Source organism: Aquimarina agarivorans, assembly GCF_000218485.1.
GTDB lineage: Bacteria > Bacteroidota > Bacteroidia > Flavobacteriales > Flavobacteriaceae > Aquimarina > Aquimarina agarivorans.
The window spans coordinates 14,864-41,231 of the sequence record NZ_AFPB01000148.1 but is presented as its reverse complement, the minus strand read 5'-3'; the positions used below and the strand labels follow the sequence as shown (position 1 = coordinate 41,231).

At 33.7% G+C, this 26,368-nt stretch carries 17 protein-coding genes; 9 read left to right on the top strand and 8 right to left on the bottom strand.

Translation table 11 applies throughout. The annotated features are described in order from the left end of the window. Positions 1-363 precede the first annotated feature (363 nt). A complete protein-coding gene (locus GMC_RS0110185; protein WP_010522038.1) occupies positions 364-3,093 on the top strand; it encodes a T9SS type A sorting domain-containing protein in 2,730 nt (909 codons plus the stop codon). 220 nt (positions 3,094-3,313) lie between these two features. Here GMC_RS0110185 and GMC_RS0110180 read toward each other — a convergent pair whose 3' ends face one another. The 4 genes from GMC_RS0110180 to GMC_RS0110165 all read right to left on the bottom strand — a co-directional run bounded on the left by GMC_RS0110180 (position 3,314) and on the right by GMC_RS0110165 (position 9,651). After that, on the bottom strand, positions 3,314-4,390 hold the full coding sequence (locus GMC_RS0110180) for a DUF6563 family protein (protein ID WP_010522037.1): 1,077 nt from the start codon (positions 4,388-4,390) through the stop codon (positions 3,314-3,316). A 137-nt stretch (positions 4,391-4,527) separates the two neighbouring features. Beyond that, on the bottom strand, positions 4,528-7,869 hold the full coding sequence (gatB/aspS, locus tag GMC_RS0110175) for a bifunctional amidotransferase subunit GatB/aspartate--tRNA ligase AspS (protein ID WP_010522036.1): 3,342 nt from the start codon (positions 7,867-7,869) through the stop codon (positions 4,528-4,530). Further along, positions 7,869-9,272 carry an amidase gene (locus GMC_RS0110170; protein ID WP_010522035.1) on the bottom strand — a complete coding sequence of 468 codons (1,404 nt, stop codon included), beginning with the start codon at positions 9,270-9,272 and terminating at the stop codon, positions 7,869-7,871. Before GMC_RS0110170 ends, gatB/aspS begins: the two co-directional genes overlap by 1 nt. A 109-nt stretch (positions 9,273-9,381) precedes the next feature. Next, positions 9,382-9,651, bottom strand: coding sequence for an Asp-tRNA(Asn)/Glu-tRNA(Gln) amidotransferase subunit GatC (locus tag GMC_RS0110165; protein ID WP_010522034.1), 270 nt, complete (start codon positions 9,649-9,651; stop codon positions 9,382-9,384). Positions 9,652-9,881: 230 nt separating this feature from the next. Between GMC_RS0110165 and GMC_RS0110160 the strand changes: the two genes are divergently transcribed. The 5 genes from GMC_RS0110160 to GMC_RS20710 all read left to right on the top strand — a co-directional run bounded on the left by GMC_RS0110160 (position 9,882) and on the right by GMC_RS20710 (position 15,082). After that, on the top strand, positions 9,882-10,322 hold the full coding sequence (locus GMC_RS0110160; RefSeq protein ID WP_010522033.1) for a hypothetical protein: 441 nt from the start codon (positions 9,882-9,884) through the stop codon (positions 10,320-10,322). Positions 10,323-10,491: 169 nt separating this feature from the next. After that, entirely contained in the window at positions 10,492-10,839 is a 348-nt protein-coding gene (locus tag GMC_RS0110155; protein ID WP_010522032.1) for a hypothetical protein, read from the top strand. A gap of 82 nt (positions 10,840-10,921) precedes the next feature. Then, positions 10,922-13,135 carry a TonB-dependent receptor domain-containing protein gene (locus GMC_RS0110150; RefSeq protein ID WP_010522031.1) on the top strand — a complete coding sequence of 738 codons (2,214 nt, stop codon included), beginning with the start codon at positions 10,922-10,924 and terminating at the stop codon, positions 13,133-13,135. Between the two features lie 58 nt (positions 13,136-13,193). After that, positions 13,194-14,420 carry a PepSY-associated TM helix domain-containing protein gene (locus GMC_RS0110145; protein WP_010522030.1) on the top strand — a complete coding sequence of 409 codons (1,227 nt, stop codon included), beginning with the start codon at positions 13,194-13,196 and terminating at the stop codon, positions 14,418-14,420. A gap of 215 nt (positions 14,421-14,635) precedes the next feature. Continuing rightward, positions 14,636-15,082, top strand: coding sequence for a lipocalin-like domain-containing protein (locus tag GMC_RS20710; RefSeq protein WP_138940608.1), 447 nt, complete (start codon positions 14,636-14,638; stop codon positions 15,080-15,082). Between the two features lie 75 nt (positions 15,083-15,157). On the opposite strand, the gene GMC_RS0110135 is transcribed toward GMC_RS20710, so the two are convergent. After that, entirely contained in the window at positions 15,158-17,599 is a 2,442-nt protein-coding gene (locus GMC_RS0110135; protein WP_010522028.1) for a T9SS type A sorting domain-containing protein, read from the bottom strand. A 560-nt stretch (positions 17,600-18,159) separates the two neighbouring features. On the opposite strand from GMC_RS0110135, the gene GMC_RS20705 reads away from it, so the two are divergent. Then, positions 18,160-19,056: a hypothetical protein gene (locus tag GMC_RS20705; protein ID WP_010522027.1), complete on the top strand. Its 897-nt coding sequence runs from the start codon at positions 18,160-18,162 to the stop codon at positions 19,054-19,056. Positions 19,057-19,193: 137 nt separating this feature from the next. On the opposite strand, the gene GMC_RS0110125 is transcribed toward GMC_RS20705, so the two are convergent. The 3 genes from GMC_RS0110125 to GMC_RS0110115 all read right to left on the bottom strand — a co-directional run bounded on the left by GMC_RS0110125 (position 19,194) and on the right by GMC_RS0110115 (position 23,454). Next, the gene (locus GMC_RS0110125) at positions 19,194-21,353 is read right to left on the bottom strand and encodes a T9SS type A sorting domain-containing protein (RefSeq protein ID WP_010522026.1); all 2,160 of its coding nucleotides are present in this window, start codon (positions 21,351-21,353) and stop codon (positions 19,194-19,196) included. Between the two features lie 408 nt (positions 21,354-21,761). Further along, the gene (locus tag GMC_RS0110120; RefSeq protein WP_010522025.1) at positions 21,762-22,655 is read right to left on the bottom strand and encodes a metallophosphoesterase family protein; all 894 of its coding nucleotides are present in this window, start codon (positions 22,653-22,655) and stop codon (positions 21,762-21,764) included. A 259-nt stretch (positions 22,656-22,914) separates the two neighbouring features. Then, positions 22,915-23,454 carry a DUF3347 domain-containing protein gene (locus GMC_RS0110115; RefSeq protein ID WP_010522024.1) on the bottom strand — a complete coding sequence of 180 codons (540 nt, stop codon included), beginning with the start codon at positions 23,452-23,454 and terminating at the stop codon, positions 22,915-22,917. A gap of 183 nt (positions 23,455-23,637) precedes the next feature. Between GMC_RS0110115 and purH the strand changes: the two genes are divergently transcribed. Together purH and GMC_RS0110105 are read left to right on the top strand one after the other, a co-directional pair. Next, the gene (gene purH / locus GMC_RS0110110; RefSeq protein ID WP_010522023.1) at positions 23,638-25,173 is read left to right on the top strand and encodes a bifunctional phosphoribosylaminoimidazolecarboxamide formyltransferase/IMP cyclohydrolase; all 1,536 of its coding nucleotides are present in this window, start codon (positions 23,638-23,640) and stop codon (positions 25,171-25,173) included. Between the two features lie 165 nt (positions 25,174-25,338). Beyond that, the gene (locus GMC_RS0110105; RefSeq protein WP_010522022.1) at positions 25,339-26,367 is read left to right on the top strand and encodes a rod shape-determining protein; all 1,029 of its coding nucleotides are present in this window, start codon (positions 25,339-25,341) and stop codon (positions 26,365-26,367) included. The last annotated feature ends 1 nt before the right edge of the window (position 26,368 follow it).

The following is a 26,368-nucleotide window of genomic DNA, read 5'->3' as shown; positions in this document are numbered from 1 at the left end:
TTTCAAAAAGACCTGTAAAGTTAAACACTTTATATACTTCCTTTAGTTCAAATTGACTTTTTTAAATTTTGTTTACGAAAATGTTTTTAGATAAAATGACTAATAAAATCGATTAATTACATTTTAAACCTACTATTTACTGTTTAAAAAAGATCAAAATCGCATTATTATTCCAAATTTTCACGTAACAATTATACTTCCAAAAACAATCTAAACGATACATTTACAGCACACTAAAATCCCTGTAAAAATTTAAGTGACGCCTTAATAAAATTTAAAAAATTAACACTAACATAAACATAACGTAAAGTATATCCTACACCGATATACGTACTTAACAGCACACAAAACAAACCTACCAAAATGAAAAAACAATTTTTTAAAATTGCGCTGGGATCACTAGCACTATTATTAGGCTTGACTAGTCAAGCCCAAATTAATGTTGAAGTAAATGCACACACTAAACATCAAGTGGGAGGAAAATCTAATTTTGACAGAAAGAAGTACATCACCGTGCATTCGGCAAATTTTGAAGCCGACTGGAATGGCCAAAATGGAGAAGGTGGTGCCCCTGGTCGATTATTTGAACTTACCCGTACGCTAGATGCCTGGTTATCCCGAGAAACTGGAGCATTTACGCGTGCCATAACAGGTTTTAGTGCTGCTCAAATTAACAGTCAAAGCTTAGGTGTGTCCGAAGGTTTCAGCTATCCTGCATTAAGCGACCGTTTTGATTACGAACGTGATCAGGATTTAGTAGTTGCTGCTCAGGAAAAAGCCTATGTACAATTTAATGCTGATGGATTCGCCTGGGGACGCCGGGCTGCTGCTTGGGTAAAAAAACATGGTAATGGTGGCACCACTGGAAGACCAAGACCATCATATATCGAAATCCTGAATGAACCCGTATTCCCTTTGGTTGATTTTATTCCTGAAGGAAAAAGTCCTGAACCATTGGATCGTATTTTTGCATTTCACAAAGATGCCGCGATTACTTATAAAAACAATGTTCCTGCAAACGGAAGACCTAAAGTTGGTGGTTGGACTACAGCCTTTCCATTACTAGACAAACGAAATTTTGGTCAGTGGAATGACCGATGGAAGCGCTTTATTGACATTGCCGGTGGTGCTATGGACTTTTATTCATTACATATTTACGATCAACCAGTTTTCGGCTCAGGTAATCGTGACTGGGCATTTCGTAAAGGAGGAAATATTGAAGCTACTTTGGATCAATTAGAAAATTATGGTTTTATTACTGGAAAGAAAAAGCCATTTTTAATATCTGAATACGGTTCACAATTAAATAACAACTATAGAGAAAGGTATACCCCTCGTAGGGATTGGTACTCATTACGCTCAATGAGTTCTATGATGATGCAGTTCATGGAGCGCCCGGATCAAATTGTTAAAGCAATACCTTTTGTTCCTATTAAAGCAGAGTGGGCTTATGGCTTGGCTGAAAATTCTCCAATTTCACCTGGCGTTGGCTTCCCATACTCATGGAGGTTAATGAAAAACAATAACGAACCTTATGGTACCTATTGGGTAAACCGAAATAATCCATTTGGTTCTAACCGTAATGTGCCAAACCAAAATTACAGTTATACTGAATTAATACGCTTTTACCAACTTTGGTCCGACGTAAGAGGAACACGAGTAGATTCTAAGCAAGCAGACGTTAATTTACAAGTAGACTCCTACGTACAAGGTAAAGATTTATATGTAATTGTAAATAACTTATACCGTACATCAAAAAGCTTTAACTTGAATATTAGAGGTACTGGCACTAATCCTGTTGAATATGTACAGGAAAAACATTTATTTGCTGATGCTAATGGGAATCCTTTTTATAGCCCTCGTTTTGTAGGCACAAATAAAGCAAGTACCATGACTATTGGAGCTGAAGCTACCATGATTTTAAGGTATCATTTTAAAAATAATATCAACGTAAACCAAACTTCAAACGAAACCAAACATTATGCAAATCGTAATGCTGCATCATACCTTGAATATATTGAAGCAAATCAAAATCAAAACTTTAACATCAATATAGGTAACAAACCTAGGTTTGGTGAAGCTACTTTACGTATCGGTGTTGGACGTGCACATAATTTGCAAAAATTACCTCGAGTGTTTGTAAATGGAACTGAAATAAATAGTGCAAAACAATGGAGAGGATCTGGCGCAGGACAAAATTTTAGAGAGCGATTCCATTCCATAGTTGAAGTAGATGTGCCCTTAAGTTTATTAAAAGCGAATGCTAATAATGTTTCGGTACGTTTTCCTGATGCTGGTGGATTTATCACCTCTATGGCAATGCAGGTATTTAGAATGACAGCTAACATTCGTGGAAATGTTGGCGCTTCACCTTCAGCACCGAGTACTCCTGCTGTTTCTGGAATTCCTGTTGGACAGGTAATTACATTACAAAAATCAGGTGGCGATTTCAAATACTTATCCGCAGTTCTGGAATTAAATAACGATATTTATGCAAATCAAAGTCAAGCCTTTGGTAACCGTCAAAAATTTAGAATTGTTAGTCATCCACTAGGCGGTGTAGCTTTATTTAATTTGAACTCACAGCGCTATTTACAAGTAAGTGGATTTAATCAAAACGTTATTGTTGGAGCCAGAGGAATTGACACCAAAGGATGGGAACGTTTTGAGTGGGTTTCAAAGGGAGCCGGAAAAGTAGCATTAAAAAGTTTGCATTCTGGTAAATGGCTACAAGCACCACACAATCAAAGTAATACTGCTGTTTTTCCTAAAGGAAATGCTGACCGTAGCTGGGAAACTTTTAATTGGAAAATTACTACAAGTAGTACTAGTAGCAGAACTTTAGCTTCAACGGATGTTAAGCATGATGCTGAAATATTGATTTACCCTAATCCAGTAAGTGCTGGGCATAAGGTTTTTATTGCCAACACTACCAAAAACGCTACTATTAATGTTTTTGATGTTTCAGGTAATTTAGTCAACAGCATTAAGGCTGAAAACGGAATGTCATCAATAGCAACTGATGGATTTGCTACAGGAATTTATTTCATTCAAATTAACGGCGAAACTCCAAAAAGGATCATTGTTAAATAAATAAAAAATCAAATCATTAAAACCACAAAGACCACATAAATGTGGTCTTTGTAGTTCTTACCATTAAAAAGTTACTAACAAATAGTTAAATGAGAATCATAAATCTTCATCAAATAAAACTTTTATGATACTTTAAATAGTAAATCAAAGCTCTTTTTTAAAATTAATGCAAATCTCCAAATTTTACAGCAAGTTTTATTGCGACGCTCTTTTAAATTTATTATTTAAATTTTTCGTTAAGTCTTACAATTAACTCTCTTTTGTTTTTGATATTTCTGTTTGAATTGTTGTAATCCTTTTTTATTTCTGAGAAATCTTGTACTATTTCATTAATCGTCTTTTCATTTAATATTTTGACTAAACCAGTTTTTGTATCAAGAACAATAGCTCTTCCCACATTACTCATAGCAGCACCCATAAGCCCAAAAACTGCGGCAGCAACAGGATCAGTAAATTTATCTTCAAAATAAATATACCTCCCGATCTCTTTAGATTTTGTGTAATGAAAATCATAACTATACCTCGATGCATGAATGTAAATGGACTCTCCGTCAGAAATAGCCATCATTCTTTTTTTTATTCTTTTATTATTTTCATCTTTAAGAAAATATTTTGGATAGGTTTTTGTGCCCTTTTTCTGAAGTTGATATTTTTTCCCTAAATCAATAGTATCCCCTAAAGCAAGCTTATTAAAACTTGCATAAAGCCCTTTCTGTGGTATTTTTGTGAAGTCAAAATCTGTTTTTTGGTCAAAATTATAAACGATACCTTCTGAATCGTAATCCATCTCTTTTTTAGATTGTTCAATACATGCCACAATACCTTTTAAAATGCGAATACCGTGTTTTTTAGTTACATCAAGACCTTTACTTTCTATTTGTGCTTCTGCTTCGCCAATTAAAATAAGCTGGTCTTCCTTGGATTTTAAAAATTCAATTTGTATTCTAGCTCTTCCAATTTCAGCTGTAGCTTTAGTATGCTCTGAAACATTCAATTCATTGAAAACTAAAATTAAATCTTTTGATGTTTCTTTATTCGGAATCAAAGTTTGTAAAATTTTTAGCATATATGGCTCAAAAGACTCAGGTAAAATAGCTGGAAAACGCTTGTTAAACATTCCTTTTTGAGCAAAACCAATATTTGTTTTTACTAACCTATTGTCTATAACTTTAACAACATTATATCCAAAATCAACTATTGGTTCTTTAATTTTGATTTCTACGGTGTGTGATTTTTTTTGCGAAAAAGAGATTAGCGATAAAAATAGGAATAAGTGTAATGTGAAATTTTTAATCATAATATCCTTGATTTTAATTAGGTCTTTGTTTTGTTAAATAACATATTATTTGTTAGCGAGATTTTACTAGTTCGAATCAAAAAATCCACTCTTACTTACAAAAGTGGATTTTTTAAATAATATATAGGTTAATGACTTTAAATTTTATTAACCACTTTAACGTTAGCTGCAGCAATTTTACCTTCGGAAAGTGGCGAAGGACTTTCAAAAAGTAAATCTTCACTAGAACCTGTTTTAGGAAATGCCATTACTTCACGTATAGAGGCTTTTTTCTCTAAAATCATTAGCAATCGATCAACTCCCCAAGCAATACCTCCGTGTGGTGGTGCTCCGTAATGGAAGGCTTTATACATGGTACCTACACTTTTCATCATTTCCTCTTTGTTGTAGCCCATATTTTTATAAGTAGCCTCAAGGATTTCAGGTTTGTGAGCACGTATGGAACCTCCTCCGATTTCGTATCCATTAAGTATTAAATCATATTGTTGTGCAATAATTTCACCAACTTCATCTCCGCCATCATTTTTCATGTGCTTGTCTAAGTCGTACATAGCTGGCATGGAGAATGGATTGTGGGTAAACGTCCAATGACCATCATCTGTTTTTTCAAACATAGGGAAATCAACTACCCAAGCAGGACATAGTACTTTTGGATCAATTAGCTTAAGCATAGCTCCCAATTCCTGTCGTACCGCATCTAAGGCTTTATTAGCTGTTTTATAATCAGCTGCGGAAAAGAATACAATATCACCTATTTTAGCTTCGGAGGCTGCGATAATTTGAGCAGCAATATCCTCACCTAAATATTTAATAATTGGCGATTGTAAATCATTTTCATTTACAATAATATAGGCCAATCCTCCTAATCCATTTTCTTGCGCGATTGAGGTCAGTTTTTCAATCTGACCTTTAGACATACGTTTGCCGCCTTGTAATTCGGCAGCAACTTTAATACATTTTACAATACCACCATCGTCAATAGGTTTTTTAAAGACCTGGAAAGTGGTTGCTTTTACAATCTCGGTAATGTCTTGCATTTCTAATCCAAAACGTAAGTCGGGACGATCACAACCGTATTTGTCCATAGCCTCTTTGTAGGTAATGCTTTGGAAAGGTAATAATTTCCATTTTTTGCCATATACACGTTTTACAATTTCGTTGAACATTTTGGTGTTCAACTCAATAATATCTTGCATGCTTACAAAAGCCATTTCCAAATCGAGTTGTGTAAACTCGGGCTGACGGTCTCCACGAGAATCTTCGTCACGGAAACAACGCGCTACCTGGAAATACTTTTCAAACCCACCAACCATCAACATTTGTTTAAATTGCTGAGGTGCTTGTGGCAGGGTGTAAAATGAACCGGCATACTTACGACTAGGTACAATAAATTCACGTGCCCCCTCGTCGGTTCCGGCAGTTAAAATTGGCGTTTCAATTTCTAAGAAATTATCCTTGTCTAATATATCACGTAATAACTTTAATACTCTGTGGCGATTTACAATCGCTTTACGAGCTTCGGCACTACGGTGATCTAAAAATTTATATTTAAAACGAACAGTCTCACTTGTTCTGCTAGCTCTTTTTAATTCAAAAGGAAGCGTTTTAGATAAGTTGAGTAGTTCAATGCTTTTTGTGTCTAATTCTAATTTCCCTGAGCGAATTCCAGGGTTAAAGTCATCTTCATTACGTTTTACTATGTTACCAGTAACCATAATAACAGATTCTGGTTTTAATTTTGAAATTTCATCTAGGTTTTCAAAATCAGCACCATTCAAACGTACTTGTAATACTTCGAAACTAGAATCACGTAAATCAATAAATACCAAATCTCCGTGATCACGTACACTATTTACCCATCCAGACACGGTAACCGTGTTTTGTATATTTTCTTCTGTTAGTTCTGAGATTAAATGTGTGCGGTAATCGTCTTTTACCACAATGGGTATCTGACGTAATTCTTCTTCAGCTTCTTGCTTTCCTTCTGCGGAAGCTTGGCTACCTTCTGCGGAAGCATTATTAGTAGATTTTTCGTTATCGGCAGTATTGCCTCCTGCTAGACGTTCTAATATCTTTTCGCGAGCTACTTTACCCGAAACACCTTTGCCAACAATGCCAATTACTTTTCCGACAAGGATACCAGCTTTACCTTGGTTTCCGCCTTTAATATCATTGGCAATGGCTTCATTTTCAGTAATTACTTTATCGATGGCTTCCAATAGACTTTCGTCAGAAATGGAATTGTCGGCAAAGTATTTTTTGTAATCAAACTCGGGGTTGTCCAATAACTTAGTAATGGCATTTGATAGCAGTACATTAGTAATCGAACCCGCTTTGAACGAAGCAAACATATCGGTAAGGGCTACCGTGTTTGTTGCTTTTATATAAGCTTCAGGCTTTAAGTTATTCAATAAAGTTTTAGCTACAAATAAAGGATCCTGAATCGTATTGTTTATGGCAGTATATACATTGGAGCGCAAGGAGTTCGAAGTAAAAAACTTAGCATCCTGCGGGCGAACACCACCTTTAATTTGTGCAGTTTCAATAGCAAAAGGCAATAGATTCGTATCTACCTGTAGCTTTTCAAGCGCACTTTTTATATTTACAAAAGGAATATCAGGCTCGTGTGCAAATCGGTAATCTGCGGCAAATTCCTTTTTACGCATTACTTTGGTTTGCTTTAAGGCTTCGTCCCAAAGTACGGTAGTTTGATCTGGTCTAAAATCGCCATGTTCCTCAAAATAGGCTAATTGCTTGGTTACTTCTTCCACGGTGGCATCTACCATAAACTTAAATGAGTTTAAGTTTTTGATTTCGGTACGTGGATTTAAGTCCGAAGTTCCTTTTTTACGTAATGATACCGAAACATCAGATTTAAACTCTCCTTTTTCAAGGTTGGCTTCCGATATTTTTAGGTTTTGCACAATACGTTGTAAGTACTGTGCATAGGTTGCCGCATCTTTAATATTACGGATGCAAGGCGTGGTAACTACTTCAATTAAAGGTACCCCAGATTTATTAAAATCTACCAAACTACTTTTAGCTTCGTGCATTAGTTTTGCTGCATCTTCTTCCAAATGAGTTTGCTCAATTTGAACTGAAAACGTAGTCCCATCATCGCGATAACAATTTACTTCTCCATCAGGGATAATCGGATTATGAAATTGTGTTAACTGAAAGTTTTTTGGCTGATCAGGATATTCATAATGCTTACGATCCCATGATAATACTTCGTTTTTCATTGAAGAATCAACGGCCTTACCAAATAGGATAGCCTTGCGGATAGCCTCTGCGTTAATTGCAGGTAATACGCCCATTTGTCCCGTACAAACGGAACATATATTGGTGTTGGGATGTTCTGTTTCTTGATTTGCACAAGCACAGAATAACTTTGTTTTTGTATTTAATCGGATATGAGTTTCGATACCTATAACTAACTCCAATCCATTTTTCTCTAAAGCTGCTGTTAGTTGTTCCATTACACTACTTGTTTTAGGAAATTAGCACATGTAAATAATATAGCTTCTTGTTTTTTTGCAGCAGTAATTTGTACTCCTGTCTCCATAGCTAGTGGAGCTGTTAATGTTGGTAAACCACCTAAACTAAATCCAACCGTATACGCATCTGAAAGATACATAGTCATAGGATTCTTTAAGTTATTTCCTATTTCAGGCACTGGATTAGGGGTTACGGGTGATAATACCACATCCACTTTTTTAAAGTCTTCATCAAAATGATGGCTAATTTGCTGACGCAATTGTTGTGCTTTATTGTAAATTTCTTCGGAATGACCTTGTGATAGTACCTGATTTCCACCTACAATTCTACGTTTAGTTTCGGCAGTAAAGTTTTCGGAACGTGTAATAGAATAACCCTCTTTTAAATCCTTCCCAGTCTCTCTAACTCCGTAATTGGTACCATCCAAACGTGCTAAATTACTTGCGGTTTCAGCCATTGCCAGTGCGTAGTAAGTAGATACCAAAATACTGGCATCAAAAAAGTCCAAAGGAACTATTTCCATTCCTTCAGCCTCTAATTTGGCAATCATTGCCTTAAAATCTGCCTTTATAGTTGGGCTTAGAGCATCACTTTCAATAAAGTTTTTATAGTATCCAATTTTAGTTCCTTGAGCTAAAGGCCGGCTAAGACTTTCGTCAGAAACGGGTTCCGAGACCAAGGTAGTTTGATCGCGATAATCCAATCCACTCATTGTGTTTAGTACAATTTGAATATCTTCTAAATTTTGCGCAATAGGTCCAACACAATCGGTTGAAGATGCATAAGCCATTAATCCGTAGCGCGAAATTTTGCCATAGGTGGGCTTTAACCCATACACATTATTGTATCCAGCAGGCTGACGTATAGACCCTCCAGTGTCTCCACCAATAGAAAAAGTGGTAAAGTTTTTGGCTACATTTACAGCACTACCTCCACTAGAACCTCCAGCAACTTTGTTTTGGTCAATTGCATTTTTTACTGCACCAAAAACTGTGTTTTCAGAACTACTCCCGTGTCCAAAACTATCACAATTTTCTTTAACGATTGGTATAGCTCCAGCATCTAATAATTTTTGAATAGCTGTTGCAGTATACGGTGATTTATAGTTTCGTAAAAAATCGGAACTCGCGGAACTGTACGTACCCTGTAATAAATATACATCTTTGACACCAAATGGGATACCCTCAAGCAATCCAATGGTTTCATTATCTGCCAGCTTTTGATCTACTTTTTTAGCAAGCTTTAATGCATATTCTTCTAATATATAATTTGATGAGTTGTATGTACTAGAATTAAGCAAGTCCAATTTTTCCTGAACTAATGCTACACACGATATTTCTTTTTGTTGAAGCCTTTGATGCAAAGCTTTAATTGATGAATTCATCTTTATTTTGATGCTTTATTATTAGTCATTAAAGAGCATAATTTTGTTTATATTATTCTCTTTAATCTATTGTAGTATTTGTAAAGAATAAAATACAACAATGCTACATTTACTCTTCGATCACTTTAGGAACTACTAAAAAACCATTTTTTTCATTCGGGAAATTTTCAATAATCAAATTACGTTCAAGCTCTGTGCTTTTAATCACCTCATCCGGACGTAGATTATCAATACTTACTGCGTTTAAATTTGAGTAATTACTTGGTGAATTATCAATAATATGTCCTTTTTTAATTACTTCAAAAAGATCATCAACTACTTGTGAAGCTTTAGCTCCTTTGATACTTGACAACACATCCAATGTCATTTCTTTTCCCATACCTATTATTTATTGGTAATTAAACCAGATTTAGAACTAAAAAATCGTTGAAAAATTATGATTTTGTTAGCAAAAACTAGCAATCTGCGAATATAAAGACTTTTACTGTGGTATGAAATTGTTTTAAAGATTTAGTAGCCCTAAAAGCAATTCCAGATTTAAATTTAAGCTTGTAATTAATTCAAAATAAACTATATATATTTGATTTATAACTAACAAAACTTATCAAAATGAGAAAAATTTTATTTACTTTAAGTCTATTATCTTTATTAAACTTCACTTCATGCGGAGAAAGTTTTGAAGATATTAAAGATGCTATCAACAACGAAACATTAACACCTAAAACTGCAAAACTATTAGGTTCATGGCAATTGGAAAGTGCTGTTTTACCCAACGGAACTGATGTATCCAATTCATGTTTTATGGAGGAGGTAATTGATTTTAATATTAATGGAACTTATATTGACCGCAGGAATCAAATAAATGAATCCACTGGTGAATGCGAAATGGTTGGTGAGTTCATACGTGGTTTTGATAACGAAGGAAATATTTTTGAAACTGCGGAAAAAAAATTGGTAATAGCTAAATACCAGGTTGTAAATAAAAATGAGTTACTCTTAAATTTTACAATTCCGTTTGAAGCTACAGTGACTTATTTGCGAATATACTAATTCAATTAACATCATGTGATAAAGGTTACTTTTTTGAGTAACCTTTTTTTTGTTATCATAAATCACATACTAATAGTTATTTTATTAGCGTTAGTATTACTAATTTTGCACATTGTTTTAGAAAAGTTGTTTTTTGAAAATTTATCATACAATATTGTTATTCATTTGTTTGTCTATTAAACCAGCATATAAGCTAGGTTACGTAGCCTATTTTGAAATGAATATTGATACTATTATTGAAAAGTATTGTGTAAACAAGGATAAGCCGATAATGAAATGTAATGGTAAATGTCATTTATCAAAAAAATTATCCCTTACTCAAATTGATGATTCACTAACTAGCGAAAGACAAATAGCGACTAGTTTGATTGAAGCTTTTATTCCTGTATATTTTACTAAAACGCAAGATTTAAAATCTAATAAATTTTATTTTTCAGACACTAAAAAAGTTTGGTTCCATACTGCTTCAGACTATTTGGTATCACTTTCTATCACCTCACCACCACCACAAGTTTAATATATTTTATCAAATTTTATAAGGCCTTTTTTATCAAAGAAAATAGGCCACATCGCTTTGTATTATATATTAAAAAATAAAGATGAAATATATCTTTTTAAGTCTTGCAACTTTGGTTGGAAGCATAAGTGCTTATGCACAAACAACAAATCAAAAAGAAATTACAAACACAAAAAAAGATTCTTTAAACGGGACTATTTTACATGAAGTAGTTATCTCAGCAAGTAGAGAAAAACAAAAACGGTCGGAAGTCCCCGCAGCAATCTCTGTAATTTCTCAAAAAGAATTAAACGAAGTAAAAGCCTTTGGTGTAGACCAAATAGTAAATGATGTTCCGGGTGTATTTGTTTCGTCCTCTAAAGCATCAGGAAATGAGCAACACTTTACGGCTACGCGTTCACCTATTTCGACAAGGGCATTATTTTTATATTTGGAAGATGGTTTGCCTTTACGTCCAACAGCAGTTTTTAACCATAATGCTTTGTTGGAACTCAACTCTATTTCTTATAAAAGGGTAGAAGTATTAAAAGGACCAGCATCCAGTATTTATGGAAGTGAAGCAGTAGGAGGAAGTTTTAATTTTCTAACGAAAGATCCTTCTAAAGAGTTAACAGGAAGTGTTCAATTTCAATTGAATGATTTAGGTTTGGCTAATGGAGGTTTCGAGGTTTCCAAATACCTTTCTGAAAAATTAGGGTTTTATGCGGGAACTCAATACACCGAACGCAACAATGGACCATTAGGGAATAGTGATTATGAAAAATTTGCATCAACATTTAAATTTGTTTACGATTTTTCTGAAAAAATAAAATGGACAAATGTCTACGATCTTATCGATTACAGAACGGATACTTCAGGTTCATTAAGTCAGGAAGATTATGATAATGAAAATTTTGAAAGTGATCAAACCTTTACAGAAAGAGATGCATTTGCTATTCGTTTTCGTTCAACTTTTGAGACAGATTGGAATTCCAAAAACAAAACAACAGCTAGTTTTGTGTACCGAGATAATCGATTAGCTCAAATACCTTCGTTTAGAGTTCGACAAAATAGAGATAGAGGACAATTAACAGGTACAGGTTCGGGAAGAATTAATGATAATAGATTTAATAGTTATGTAGGCTTAGTGCAGCATAAAATAAAGTTTGATCAATTAAAATCTAGTTTAATAATTGGTAGTGCTGTAGATTTTTCACCTCAAACTTACGTAGAAGAAAACACAAGTATTATTGTGGATCCCGAAACAGGAATTAATAGAAGTTTTACTATTAATGAAAGTGATTTTGTGTTGGATTATCAAGCAGATATTTTGAATTATGCTGGATATGTGCAATTTGAAATAAACCCTATCAAATCTTTAAAAATAACAAGTGCTATCCGTTATGATAGGTTTAAATATGATTTTAATAATAGAATTACAGAAAATTCAGCAAATAGAATAAATGATAGACAAGATCAATTTAGAAACTTTTCGCCTAAATTTGGAATAAATTACAATCCTTTAAAGAATTTAGGGATTTATGGAAGTTATTCTAACGGATTTACACCACCTCAAACATCAACTCTATACAGAAGTCTTGGAGATGAAAATAGAAATTTAAAACCGACTACTTTTGATAATTTCGAAATAGGGGTATATAGCTCTCCTGTAAGTGGTTTAAGGTTAGATTTGGCAGCTTATAGTTTGGAAGGTATAGACACTGATGTTTCATTTAGAGATGAAGTTACCGGAGTAATTGTAAATACAAATGCAGGGGGGACTATTTCTAGAGGAATTGAATATGGAGTTTCGTTTAAAATACATGATTTTACATTGAGTCATAATGGGAGTTATGCCGAACATAAATACAAAAACTTTATTTTAGAAGAAACCATTACTAACCCAGATCAAAGTAGAACGAGATCAAACAGAGATGTTTCAAATAGTATTAGAGAAGTAGCGCCTAACTGGTTAGGAAACTCTAAAATAATATACACACCACATCAAATAAAAGGATTGTCATTAAGTATAATTCATGAATTGGTAGGGGATTATAATACCAGTTTAGAAGGACAAGTGGTGAACTTTAATAGTGAAGGTAGTATTGTTAGAAGTACAGAAACATATAGCGGACATAATATCATTAATGGCTTGATTTCTTATAAATTTAAAAATGTTGAAATTTGGGGTCAGGCATTGAATATTTTTGATGACTTATATGCCGTAAGAGCTTCTTTTAATACTTTTAGAGGGGAAAATACTTTTTCGTTAGGAAACCCAAGAGCTTTTCATGTGGGTGTTAAATATAATTTTTAACTATAAATTAAAAGAGCTTAGTATAAATTGTTAAGCTCTTTGTTTTTTTTTAAAAGTCATGAAATATACAGATTTAAATCAGTGGTTATGGAAATGGCATGTAATAGGCGGATTAATTTCGTTGCCATTTGTATTCATGTTAGCAGTTACAGGAGGCATTTATTTATTTAAAGATAAGGTGGAATCGCCTTTAATAAATAATTATAAAACTGTAGTTGCTACAAAACAAAAAGTATCTTATGAAGAGCAGTTACAAATAGCCACAAAAACTTTAGGTAAAAAACCTAATGCAATTGTGGTTACATCCTCTACAAATGAAGCAACTGAATTTGTTTCAGGCAAATTCAGTCATAAAAAAAGTGTATTTGTTGATCCCTTTACAGGTAAGGTAACAGGGAAGTTTTCTCCAAAAAACACCTGGATGTATACCGTGAGAAAATTACATGGAGAATTACTTGGAGGAAGTTTTGGCACCAAAATAATTGAACTTATTGCCAGTTGGATGATCGTACTGATTTTGACTGGTGTTTATATTTTTTGGCCAGCAAGAGACTTAGGTTGGAAAGGATTCTTTACCATTAGAACAAATTTAGGTAAGCGAATTTTGTACAGAGATATTCACGCTTTAGGTGGTTTTTGGCTTTCTGCGCTATTAGTTCTTACGCTAGCAGGCGGATTGCCTTGGACGGATATTTTTGGAGGTAATTTTAAAAAATTACAAAAAATAACTCATACGGGATTTCCGAAGGAGTGGTTTGGAGTAGGTGTAAAATCAAAAGTTACTAAAAACAGTATTCCTTTAGCAGAAATGATCCATATTGCCAAACAGCAACATTTACCTGGCATACTTACTCTAGATTTACCAAAACATAAGGCTGGAGTGTTTAGTGTTTCCAATGCCACATTCCCTTTAAAAAATCAAAAAAAGATTCATTTTGATCAATATACAGGTGATCAGTTAATGACTTTACATTGGGAGGATGTTGGTATTTTAATGAGAGGGCGTATGTGGGTTATGGCATTTCATCAAGGACAATTAGGGAATTGGAACTTTATTTTAATGTTATTGGTAGCAATTGGTTTAGCAATCATAAGTATTGCTGGTTTACTCTCATTTAAAATGAGAAATTGGGGCATCCCGACCGTTCCTGAAAATTTTAAAATATCATATGGCATGATCATTGGCTTAATAGTATTAGGTTTGGTATTACCCATGTTTGGATTTAGCTTATTGCTACTAAGCATTTATTTTGTGCTAAAAAACAAAGTATTTCAATCGACCTGATGCTCGCTGCATGTTTATTCCTATTTATATTTAGGTAGTTACTTTATTACTTATTGTATTTAAAAAACTTTGAGTTATTCAATTTACTCATATTGAATTGTTTAAAACAGAATATTACACTTGTAGGAATTTACCTATATATAATACTGAGATCGTCAAAAAGCATATTTTATAGATAAAAAACACTATTTTTGAGTGAACCTAAAAATAAACCAATGAAAAAAATAGTGTTTTATTACAGTTTTTTGGCGCTTTTCTTGCTTTGCTCTTGTGAATCATCAGAGAATAATGAAGAAACTATGGCTGATACACGTACAACGGCTGTAAAACTCCAAGGTGTATGGCAGCTTGTAAAAATTATTAGTGATGGAGGTGATGATGTTACTACAAGTTGCAAACGTATGGACAATATTGTAGTAAATGAAGATTTAACTTTTGTTGATACAGCTCATCGTTTTGATGAAGATGGAGACTGCGTTTTTTGGAAAACAACAAATTATAAATTTTTTATAGAAAATAACCGTGGCAATGAAGTCCTATTTTTTCAAGAAGAAGGAGATAGCGATGTAGCCGGAACCTATAAATTTGTAGGTGATCAACTGGAACTAGTATATATTACTACCTTTACTAGGGAAGTTACCGTTACTTTTGAAAAACAATAATCTCACAAAATAATAAACAAGCCAGATAGTTACAATCAACTTTCTGGCTTGTTATTTTTCAAAATGGGTAAGCAATTATTCAATTCCGAATTTGATACTTTCTTTACTTCCGTTAATTGAAAATGAACAAAAATATATTCCAGACGATAAATTATAATCTGCGCTTGAAAAATCCAAATCGATAGTTTGATTTCTTATAACTTCTCTATTAACCAATTCCGTAATTTTTTGACCAGTACTACTAAAAATTGTTATGGCTACTGTACCGTTTTTTGGTGATGTAAAGCTTAATTCAGCGGTTTCATTTTTTTTCAGCTTGGTAGGAAAAAAACGTAATGTATTTTCTGTTAATACAGTTTGAATTTCGTTTAAAATTTCATCTTCTAAACTTTGTAATTCAATTTCTGAAGCATCTAATTTTTGTTCTCTTTCCAAAGATTTTCCACCAAAATAGTAATTAGGTAAATTTGACATTGCAAAAGCTACAGTTGTATTCGTAGGACTAGTTACATCAATTCCGCGAGTTGTAGATCCTTGTAAAAAGTCTGCTGTAAACTTCACTGGAGTAGTATTTTTACTGAACTCTTCTTCTGAATTTATTCCAGCAATAGTAAGCAAATTTATCGGGTTATCCATAATTGAAAAATTAGGAGAAGTTGCACTAGTGTGCAAGCAGCCAAAAAGGTGACCAGCCTCATGCGAAATAATGTTTCCTATAACTACAGCTATAGCATCACTGATATCAGTTGATGATGACAGAGGCAAATCATTAATACTTATAATTGGCTCTTCCAATCTAAAAGAATCATCGGTATCTTCTATCCTAGCTGGAGCACTCAACAAATCCAGTAATACAAAACCTTTATCATTTATCTGGTAATTCCCAAAATCTATTTGTTGCGCTCTCCCAATTGTGTTTATTCCCACTTCTGCTGAAGACCCTCCAATAACTATAGGTGTAAATTCTAAACCTAAAAAATGTAATAATTGTGGTATTCTTCTTCCTAAAAAAGGGCTCCCATAATCACTTAAAATTAAAACATTTGCGTTACTATTTTGATTTCGTAGTTCTTTATTAATCAGGTTCTGCTTAACTATATTAGTAATTTTATGACTAAGTAAGGTTCTATTTCTTGTAGTGTTTTCAATACCCCAAGCTTCAAGGTAATTTTCAAAAGCATCAAAATTTAAATCATCATCTAAATCTCTTCCGTTTAAACCAAATGCACCTTCATCTAAAAAATCGCCAACCTTAGCCGTATCTCCAGTAAAATCAAGATAAATGATCTGTTTTTTACCTTTGTTAAAGGATTCATTTCCAAATCTACTTACCAAAACCTCTGCTGAATATTCATCTTCCACACCCTCAAATTGCACAAAATATGTGCCTTTTTGAGCAATAGTAACGTATTGTGATAGTGTTCCGCTATTGGGCAAGTTGGCAGCGCTTGGTTTAAATAATTCTTGGAACGGCAGATCATCATGCCCAAGTCCTACAAGCGTATTATTAGCATCATATACTGAAAATTGATTGAACGCTCCTTCAGCTGAAACTGATAACAAATCCCCTTTTTCTAAATCCAAACTGTAGGTATCGGTATCTTTATTATTTTGAATTACTACTTCCATTTCATACCTTCCTTCTCGCTCAATTGTAGTGTTACTTGGACCTCCAAATAGCGGATTGGCTGCTGATTTAATTACAAAATTATTCCCGTTCGCATCAATTTCAGTAGTTGCAAAAGAAGATGCGTCGTTAATAATAAAAAAAACATTAGCTTCTGCTTCAGCCAAGTAAGTGGAAGTTACTGTTTCTTTCATTGAAAATTGAAAAGTTGTATTGCCATCACTATCACTAATTTCAGAAAATGCACCGCTTTCGGTTCCCAAATTTCCAAATAAATTTCTAATAGAAACATCTGGAAACAATGGGTTTAGTGTATCAGTTGTAGTTACATTTACAGTAAGTAAGTCCCCTGGTATCAAATTTATACTGTACACATCAAGATCACCTCGGCCTGTTCCCTGTGAGGAATTTAAACCATCACCTATTACGCCATTAACCACTATTCGGGCTGTTTTATTTGTACTCCTTTCTAAAGCTACTGCACTTATAATATTATCATTTGCAGTTTCTGCTGTTTCTAAGGAAGTCAAAAAAGTGGTACTGGTAGCAGGTGCTAAAGTATTGTTATTATTCCCTGTGATTTTGAAACGGTTAATTTTTCCTGTACCGCTGCCTATTTTTGAAGGTAATTTTTCTGCATTCGCTATTTCATCATTTGTTATCGTATTCTTTTTTTCAGTTTCGTTATAATTTAAAATATTTGAATTTCCGATAGTACTTAATTGCCTAGTTAAATTAGAACTTTTTTGTGCAAGGCTACAAAATGTTACTCCTCCTTTTTTATCATTAGACTGATTATTAGTATTTTGAGCATTTAAAGTAGTAAAAGCTGTTACAAGAGTAACAGTTAAAAGAATCGATTTTCTTTTAATAAAATCAAATGTGTACATAGTAATATTTTTAATAAAAACGCTTATACCTAGAAAAACCCTACCCTTTAGTACAAAATGACACCTCATTTTCAGGTATTACATATTAGCTTTCACATCACTATTATTTATATTAAAATCACAATCAGCACATTAATTACGAAAAATTAAAATACAACTATAATTAATGAAAAGCAGTAAATTTAGATTGATAATCATTTATGTAAAACTTTTAATATATTCTAAAAATTAACCAATAAGTTTGCCGCCTTCTTAAAATCTTATAGCTTTATAAAAAGTATCATGTCCTTAGTAAAATAATTCATTAAAATCTTTTGCTACCAATTCACATAAAAAATATCGGTAGCGCATGAGACTACACTTTTGTTTTTTGATGCATTCAAACACAAGGGCTTTTATTTTTGTTTCCTCAACTTAGTGGCAGCAAGAGTACAATTACTATAAATCAATTACAGAAGAGAGTAATTATAAGATATTTTAACGCATTTATTATGAAAAAATTTATTTACACAATCCTATTATTTTCAGTAATAAGTTGTAATCAGAAACAAAAAAAAGAAATGAGTACTCAAAAAATTAATCCAAAAGAAACTGTAAAAACTACGGCTGTTGATTATACTATAGCAACGAAACCAATCCATGCTTTTAAAACCCAGTTGTACCGCTGGTATTCTTTTTACGAAAGGGATATTAACGATAAGCGTATTGCCAATCAACTTAAAATTTTAAGTGATAGTGTTGTAATAAACTCCATGGGTAATACGGCTACTAGTAAGGCTGAATACAAAAGCATTGCTGCGAAATACAAAGGCACTAAAAATTCGCACAAATTGATTTCTACTAAAATTAATCAAACTAAGCCTGCCATAAATGCAAATTCACAAATTGTTTTTCAAACTATTAGACCGGACGGCAGTAACGCTCAAATGAGGATTGGTTACAGCTTTGAAACAAGTCAATATAACGGCAACACATTACCTTTACTTCAAAAAATTGAAATTAACCCTTTAGAACAATTAAGTTTTAATTCATTTTCGGATACATATGCTGTAAACAGATTATCAGCATTAATGCATTTTTGGTTATTTAACATTGAACAAATGGATGGAAATGCGACTCCGTTTAAACAACTATTAGCCGACCAATTTGAGTTACATTTTTCAAAAGAAACTATTGTTACAAACCTTGAACAGTTTGAAAAATGGGTTAAGTACGCTGCCAAAGCAGTTTCCGATACCAACCATTTTCCAGAAAATTTTGAAGTGACCAAGCTCGAAGATAATCTTTATGAACTGAATGTTGATTTTGTATGGCGAGGAAAATCACCTGACAATACTAAATTGAAAGCCGTTACACACCACAAATGGACTGTTGAAGATGATATTAATGAACCATTTGCTAAAATTCGTAAAATGGAAGTGTCATACAAGGTACCATTTTCGCCCTTGGATGAATAATTTTATGAAACGACTCAACAGGTTTGCTCAATAATACTATTTGCAATATTAAATTTTCCAATTAAAGTCAGGCTCAAATTGATTATAAATTTTAGCGCAGCATGAAGCTGCGCTAAAATTTTTAGTAAAAAACTACCTTAAAGTTTTACAATACGCTTAGTTTCTTTTTGTTGATTTGTAGTATTAGTAAAAATCAAAACATGAACACCTTGCTTTAATTGTTCCGTATTAATTACCTTGTTTTTACTTGTAATCATCCGAGTTTCTATAAGTGTTCCTGACAAATTAAATACTTGTAACTTATAGGTATCACCTACTTCAACCTTAAAAGAACGATTCACTAAAGTTTGGTTTATTGATACGTCACTCCCTTCTGCTTTAGCGATAGCATTTATTGCTAAAAAAGAAGATGAAGAGACAGCACATACTCCCATCAATTCCCATGCATTTCCAGTACCAGGAGCTTCACCAGTGACATACCATTTATTCTCATAAACAGCATTTTCAAACTTAACTTGTGTACCTGGTATGGAATAAATTGCACCTGCAGACCAATCAGAAATAGTGACGCAGTCTACCGTTTCACCTTTACAAATCCGAATCAATTTCCATGGGCCTCCATTTGTAGGTAAGTCCCCTTTAGTATACCACTTATTTTCATAAGCTTTCCCTTGATAACTAACAATAATTCCTGGACTTGAATAGGTGATATTAATACTAAATTCCGGCGAATTACAAATAGTATCACATGAATCCTCCTCATTTCCGCAGCCACAAATACCTGGTGCAATTTTGTTAAAATCATCAGGACACTCATCGCCTGCACTATTCACGTAACCTAATGGTTGATCGCATGCAAGTACTGTATTATTAGCATCTCCTAAGCCATCATTATCAATATCTTCAAACCAAACAGTTGGATAACATGCCAACAATTCGTAAGCTCCTATATCGTAAGCTTCATCCTGAAAACGATCAGTTCCTAAAAAATCAAATACTACTTCGGGCAATGCAACCCCTGAATCTTTTACCACACTTTCAAATTCGGTAACAAATGGCATAGTACTGTTAACATCAGTGGTAATAAACTGGGGAATACTATTATCAATACACCCTTCGCACCCTTTAAAGCTAGTTAAAATTCCAGGTCCATTTTGTAAATTATGGGAATAGTTAATATTGGTATTACCACCAATATTATGCAGTCGATCTTTACCAATTATAATATTGTTTTTTACTTCAAAATCATCGCAGACACCAATACGCAAATCTCCATTTCCATTGGCACCTTCGTTTTGACTAGCATTGTTTACAATAGTATTATTATAAATATAACAATTGCTGCTTAAAAAAAAATGTAGCCCGCTCCCTCCATTTTCAACAGAAACATTATTGCTGATTAACGTTTTAGCAGTATATGCATCAAAAGTTATGGATTTATCCAGGTAATTTTTTGTCTGAGTATGTTTAAAATCGTCAATTATAAAGGCATTCCCATCAAAAAAAGCGCAAAATGGTACTTGAGGTACTCTCATTTCATTACCATACATCAAATTATTACTAATAGTGTTATGAAAACCTAACGTTCCATCCGTATTAATAAACTGATATAAATTAATCCCACTAGTTCCAAATAGAGAATACCAACAGTTATTATATATCTTATTGTTGATGATAGTTACATAATCTGCCTGTTGAAATGCCATTCCGGAACTGGTACAATCAAATATTTCACAATCTTCAACAATGATATGATGCGGAATTTCATCCCCTCTTGTCGCAGGATTACTCCATAGCAAGTTAGGACCTACTGCCAAAATTCCTGTTCCATTATAAAACCCATTAGCACTCCCTTCCAAGTCATTGTCGCAGCTTCCAGGTTGGCTTAAAGCATCTTCCAAGTTAATCCTGCTTCGTGCTCCTTTTATTTTTACTCCCTTTATTTTTATGTATGAAGCTCCGTTTATAATATCAATTCCAGTCCAGCTATCAAATTCCAATATCACATTGGCTTTATTGTAATTCTGAAATGTGATATATTTCCCCTCCTGTCCTGATTGGGAAATAGTAAGTAGCGTGGAATTAGATCGAGTATACGTTCCTTCTAAAAAATATACTGTATCCCCAGGCTCCAAATTTAATCTGTCAATTTTAAAAAGCGATTTAAATGCATTAGTAGCCGAGAGGCCGCTATTTCCATCATTCCCATTAATACTATCAATGTAATAGTTAGTGGCATTTATACTAATTCCTGTAATTAGTAAAATGAATAGTAGGGTAATTTTTTTTAGATTCATAAATTTATTATTTACTGTTAACAATTTAATTACATACAAGTTGTTGATTATCAAAAATATACCTGAATTTAATAGGAAGATTTTAATATTAGAGCTAACAAACACAACCTTAAACGTTATAGTAAGAACAATCTCACTAAAAAAAGACCATACAGACCTATATTGCTTTTTATAGCTATTATTGACTTTTAGTTTTATGAAAATCAAATTATTAAATTCAAATTTGTATCAAAAAAACCTCAAATAGTTGCTAAAATATTTGGCTTTAAAACAAAGCCAAAAACAAGCTATTACGATCTAAATTTGTTGAATTGGGTACTTTAAAGGAAAGAAATTATTGTAAGAATTAAATGAAAATGGAGTAACAGATAAAAAACTGCGTAAGCCAAGAAAAAGTAGATTTATGTTTTAAAATTCAAAGTCAGTTAGTTTTTGAGGTCCTTCTAACAAGACTCTAATAATTTTAAGCACACCATCTTTAGTTGTTGAAATTTGCCATTTTATCAATGAAATTTCACCATTTTCGATTTCTAAACCAGTAATAGCCCTTGGATGTACGCAACTACCAGTATTAAACAAAGGAATTTGATTTTTTTCAGGAAATCGAGGTCGATGTGTATGTCCTATGATGGTAACCACCTTAGCTATTTGACCGATCCATTTTTTAGTTCGGCGTTCCAACTTTATAGTTTCGCTATAGTTTTTTGCGGGACTTGTCGGATCATAAATACCAATGACTTGAAGCGGCCTCCAAAGCACGCGCACCATAAAACTATTAAAGCGCCACGCCACATAATTCATAAAATCTGCCTGATGACCATGAGCTAAAAAAATACGCTGTCCTGTAGTTATATGGGTCAACACAATGGCCTCACTCAATTCAATATCAAGCAATAAAGGTTTTTGTGTGTTTGTTTTACGATCAAAATACGAATGTAGGTTCTTTTTTACATAATTTGGATTTCTATACACCATATCATGGTTTCCCCAAATGAGATGCAATCTATTTTTGGTGTAAAAGTTTTGAAATAACCTGTATACGTGCTGATGCGCATGAAAAATTTCTTTAAATGACCTATTTTCCCATAGTTCATCCCCGTCTCCTAATTCACAATACGTAAAACCCTCATTATAATAGTAATTTAACGCATGCAAATAGACATTTTTGTTACGCGCAAAATCATCAGCAAAACTATTATCCCCACGGTGACAATCACTAAACAAAATTATCTTAGAATCATCAGAAAACGACACCTTTTTAGCTTGCCGATAAGCGCGGGAAAGTCTGGATTGAGAAGACATTTAAGGTTAGTGGTTAGTGGTTAGTGGTTAGTGGTTAGTGGTTAGTGGTTAGTGGTTAGTGGTTAGTGGTTAGTGGTTAGTGGTTAGTGGTTAGTGGTTAGTGGTTAGTGGTTAGTGGTTAGTGGTTAGTGGTTAGTGGTTAGTGGTTAGTGGTTAGTGGTTAGTGGCAACAAATCCTTGATCTTTTTATTGTTTGATAATTTACATTTTTTAACAACACAAAAACTGACAACCGACAACTCACAACTGTCAACTAAAATTACTGAATCACCTCAACTACCTCACCACATTTCAGCATTTGATCACCAAAATATGGATTCCTTACCTCGTCACTATCCGATAACCAATAGCCTCCTTTACCATCAAAAGCCATAGGACAAAATTGTTGAAATAACTTACCACTTTTCACGTCTTTCTTTAAAATAGAAGTTACCTCTTCCGTTAATCCAACAAAAAATTCACGCTGCTTTTTTATGTCATTTTCTGCGGCAATTAAAATAGCAACTTGTCGTACTCTCGAATACGCGGGTTTATTTGCAAACGCTTTACTAAAACCATCAGCTGCTTTTTTACTCGCTTTTAAATCCGTATTTACTAATGCTGATTTTAAAGCTAAATACTGCTGATACAAAGCTGCATTTTCTAAAGTACTGAAGGTCACCTCAGCGTGAGATTTGGTCTTATTCAAATCTTCATTTTTAGTAACTTCATTCGGTGGTATCCCCCTTTGGTCTTCCTTCTTTTTACAAGAAAATAGCACCAAGCAACACACTACAAAAGCAGTCAAATAAATTTTCATCTTTAATTAATTTAAAATAATTATAATTTGTAATACAGCTCGCTGAAAAAAATACAGTTTCAGCTACGCTAAATCTCTTTCTAATCCAAATATACAGTTTTCTTCAAGCAAAATTCAAATGATAAATAGCATAATTAAACGACAAATACGTAATTTTGCAATCTTAATTTTATCCTATTCACCATGAGCGATTCAAAGACTGTAAAGTCCGCACTTATCTCTGTATTTAGTAAAGAGGGATTAGCCCCAATTGTAAAAAAACTTGACGAACAAGGTGTTACCATTTATTCTACTGGTGGTACCGAAAAATTTATTACTGATCTTGGTATTAAAGTAGTTCCTGTGGAAGACGTAACCAGTTACCCTTCAATTTTAGGTGGTCGTGTAAAAACACTTCACCCTAAAGTATTTGGAGGTATCTTGAATCGTCAAAACGTTGAAAGTGATGTCGCTCAAATTGCTGAATACGATATTCCTCAAATTGACGTGGTAATTGTTGATTTATATCCCTTTGAAAAAACGGTAGCCTCTGGTGCCGCTGAACAAGATATTATTGAAAAAATTGATATCGGTGGTATTTCTTTAATTAGAGCCGCTGCAAAAAACTTTGCCGATGTTACTTGTGTAGCTTCGGTTAATGATTATGCGGATTTTTTGGAAGTAATTTCTGCTAACAATGGAAGTATCTCTTTAAAAGATCGTAAGCGCTTTGCCGCAAAAGCATTTAATGTTTCTTCGCATTATGATACCGCTATTTTCAACTATTTCAACGCAGAAGCTAAAGAGGAAGTAGTTTTTAAGGTAAGTATTACCGAAGGCAAAACATTACGATACGGGGAAAATCCACATCAAAAAGGAACATTTTTTGGTGATTTTGAGGCTATGTTTCAAAAGTTACACGGTAAAGAACTTTCGTATAACAACCTTTTAGATGTTGATGGCGCTGTTAATTTAATGAACGAATTTAAAGGAGAGGCACCAACTTTTGCTATTCTAAAACATAATAATGCTTGTGGTTTAGCACAGCGAGATAGTATAAAACAAGCCTACATTGATGCGCTTGCTGGCGATCCAGTTTCTGCATTTGGAGGTGTTTTAATTAGTAATAGCACTATTGATGTGGCTACTGCCGAAGAAATTCATAAATTATTTTGTGAAGTAGTTATTGCTCCTGCTTATGATGCTGATGCACTGAAAGTTCTTAAAGGAAAGAAAAACCGAATTATCTTAATTCAAAATGAAGTTGAACTACCAACAGACCAAGTGCGTACTTGCTTAAATGGATTACTGGTTCAAGATAAGGATAGTATTACCGATGCTGAAAAAGATTTGAAAGTGGTTACTAAAAAAGGACCAACTACTCAAGAGAATAAGGATTTATTGTTTGCTTCAAAAATTTGTAAGCACACTAAATCTAACACTATAGTATTCGCAAAAAACAACCAGCTGTTGGCTAGTGGATGTGGTCAAACTTCGCGCGTAGACGCACTAACCCACGCTGTAGAAAAAGCCAATTCATTTAATTTTGATATGCATGGCGCTGTAATGGCAAGTGATGCTTTTTTCCCGTTTCCTGACTGTGTTGAATTGGCGGATAAAGCCGGTATAACGGCTGTTATTCAACCTGGTGGATCCATAAAAGATCAATTAAGTATTGATTATTGTGATGCAAATGGAGTGGCTATGGTAATGACAGGAACCAGGCACTTTAAACACTAATTTACAGATAGATAAACTAAAAACAAACTTCAAAAAAGCTCGAAATATAACTGTTTTGGGCTTTTTTTAACTATTCAAACTATATAAAAAATAGGCTTTAAATTTGTGTTAATTTTATTACCTTTAAAACTTATTTAGTTTCACCCTTTTTTTCCATAAAAACGCATGGGTTTTTTTGACTTCCTTACCGAAGAAATTGCTATTGATTTAGGCACTGCAAATACATTAATAATTCACAACGACAAAGTGGTTGTCGATAGTCCGTCCATTGTTGCACGTGACCGAAATAGTGGTAAAATTATTGCTGTAGGAAAAGAAGCCGCCATGATGCAAGGTAAAACTCATGAAAACATTAAAACTATCCGACCATTAAAAGATGGTGTTATTGCTGATTTTGATGCCAGTGAAAAAATGATCAGTATGTTCATTAAGGAAATTCCTGCTTTAAAAAAGAAGCTTTTCACTCCTTCCTTACGTATGGTAATCTGTATCCCAAGTGGAATCACTGAAGTTGAAATGCGTGCTGTAAAAGAAAGTGCGGAACGTGTAAATGGCAAAGAAGTATTTTTAATCCATGAGCCTATGGCTGCTGCTATTGGTATTGGAGTTGACATTATGCAACCAAAAGGAAACATGATTGTTGATATAGGTGGTGGTACTACCGAAATTGCAGTTATTGCACTTGGAGGTATTGTGTGTGATAAATCGATTAAAATTGCGGGTGATGTTTTTACAAATGACATTATTTACTACATGCGTACACAACACAATTTATATGTTGGTGAGCGTACGGCAGAAAAAATAAAAATACAAATTGGTGCTGCCACTGAAGACCTTGAAGTTCCACCTGATGAAATGAGTGTGCAGGGGCGTGATTTACTTACTGGAAAACCTAAACAGGTGCAAATTTCGTTCAGGGAAATTGCCAAAGCATTAGATAAATCGATATTGCGAATTGAAGATGCAGTTATGGAAACCTTATCACAAACACCTCCTGAATTAGCTGCCGACATTTATAATACAGGTATTTATTTAGCTGGTGGTGGATCAATGCTACGCGGACTTGACAAACGCCTTTCGCAAAAAACAGATTTACCAGTGTATATAGCTGAAGATCCTTTGCGTGCCGTTGTACGTGGAACCGGAATTACATTAAAAAATCTGGAGCGCTACAAAAGTGTGATTAACAAATAGC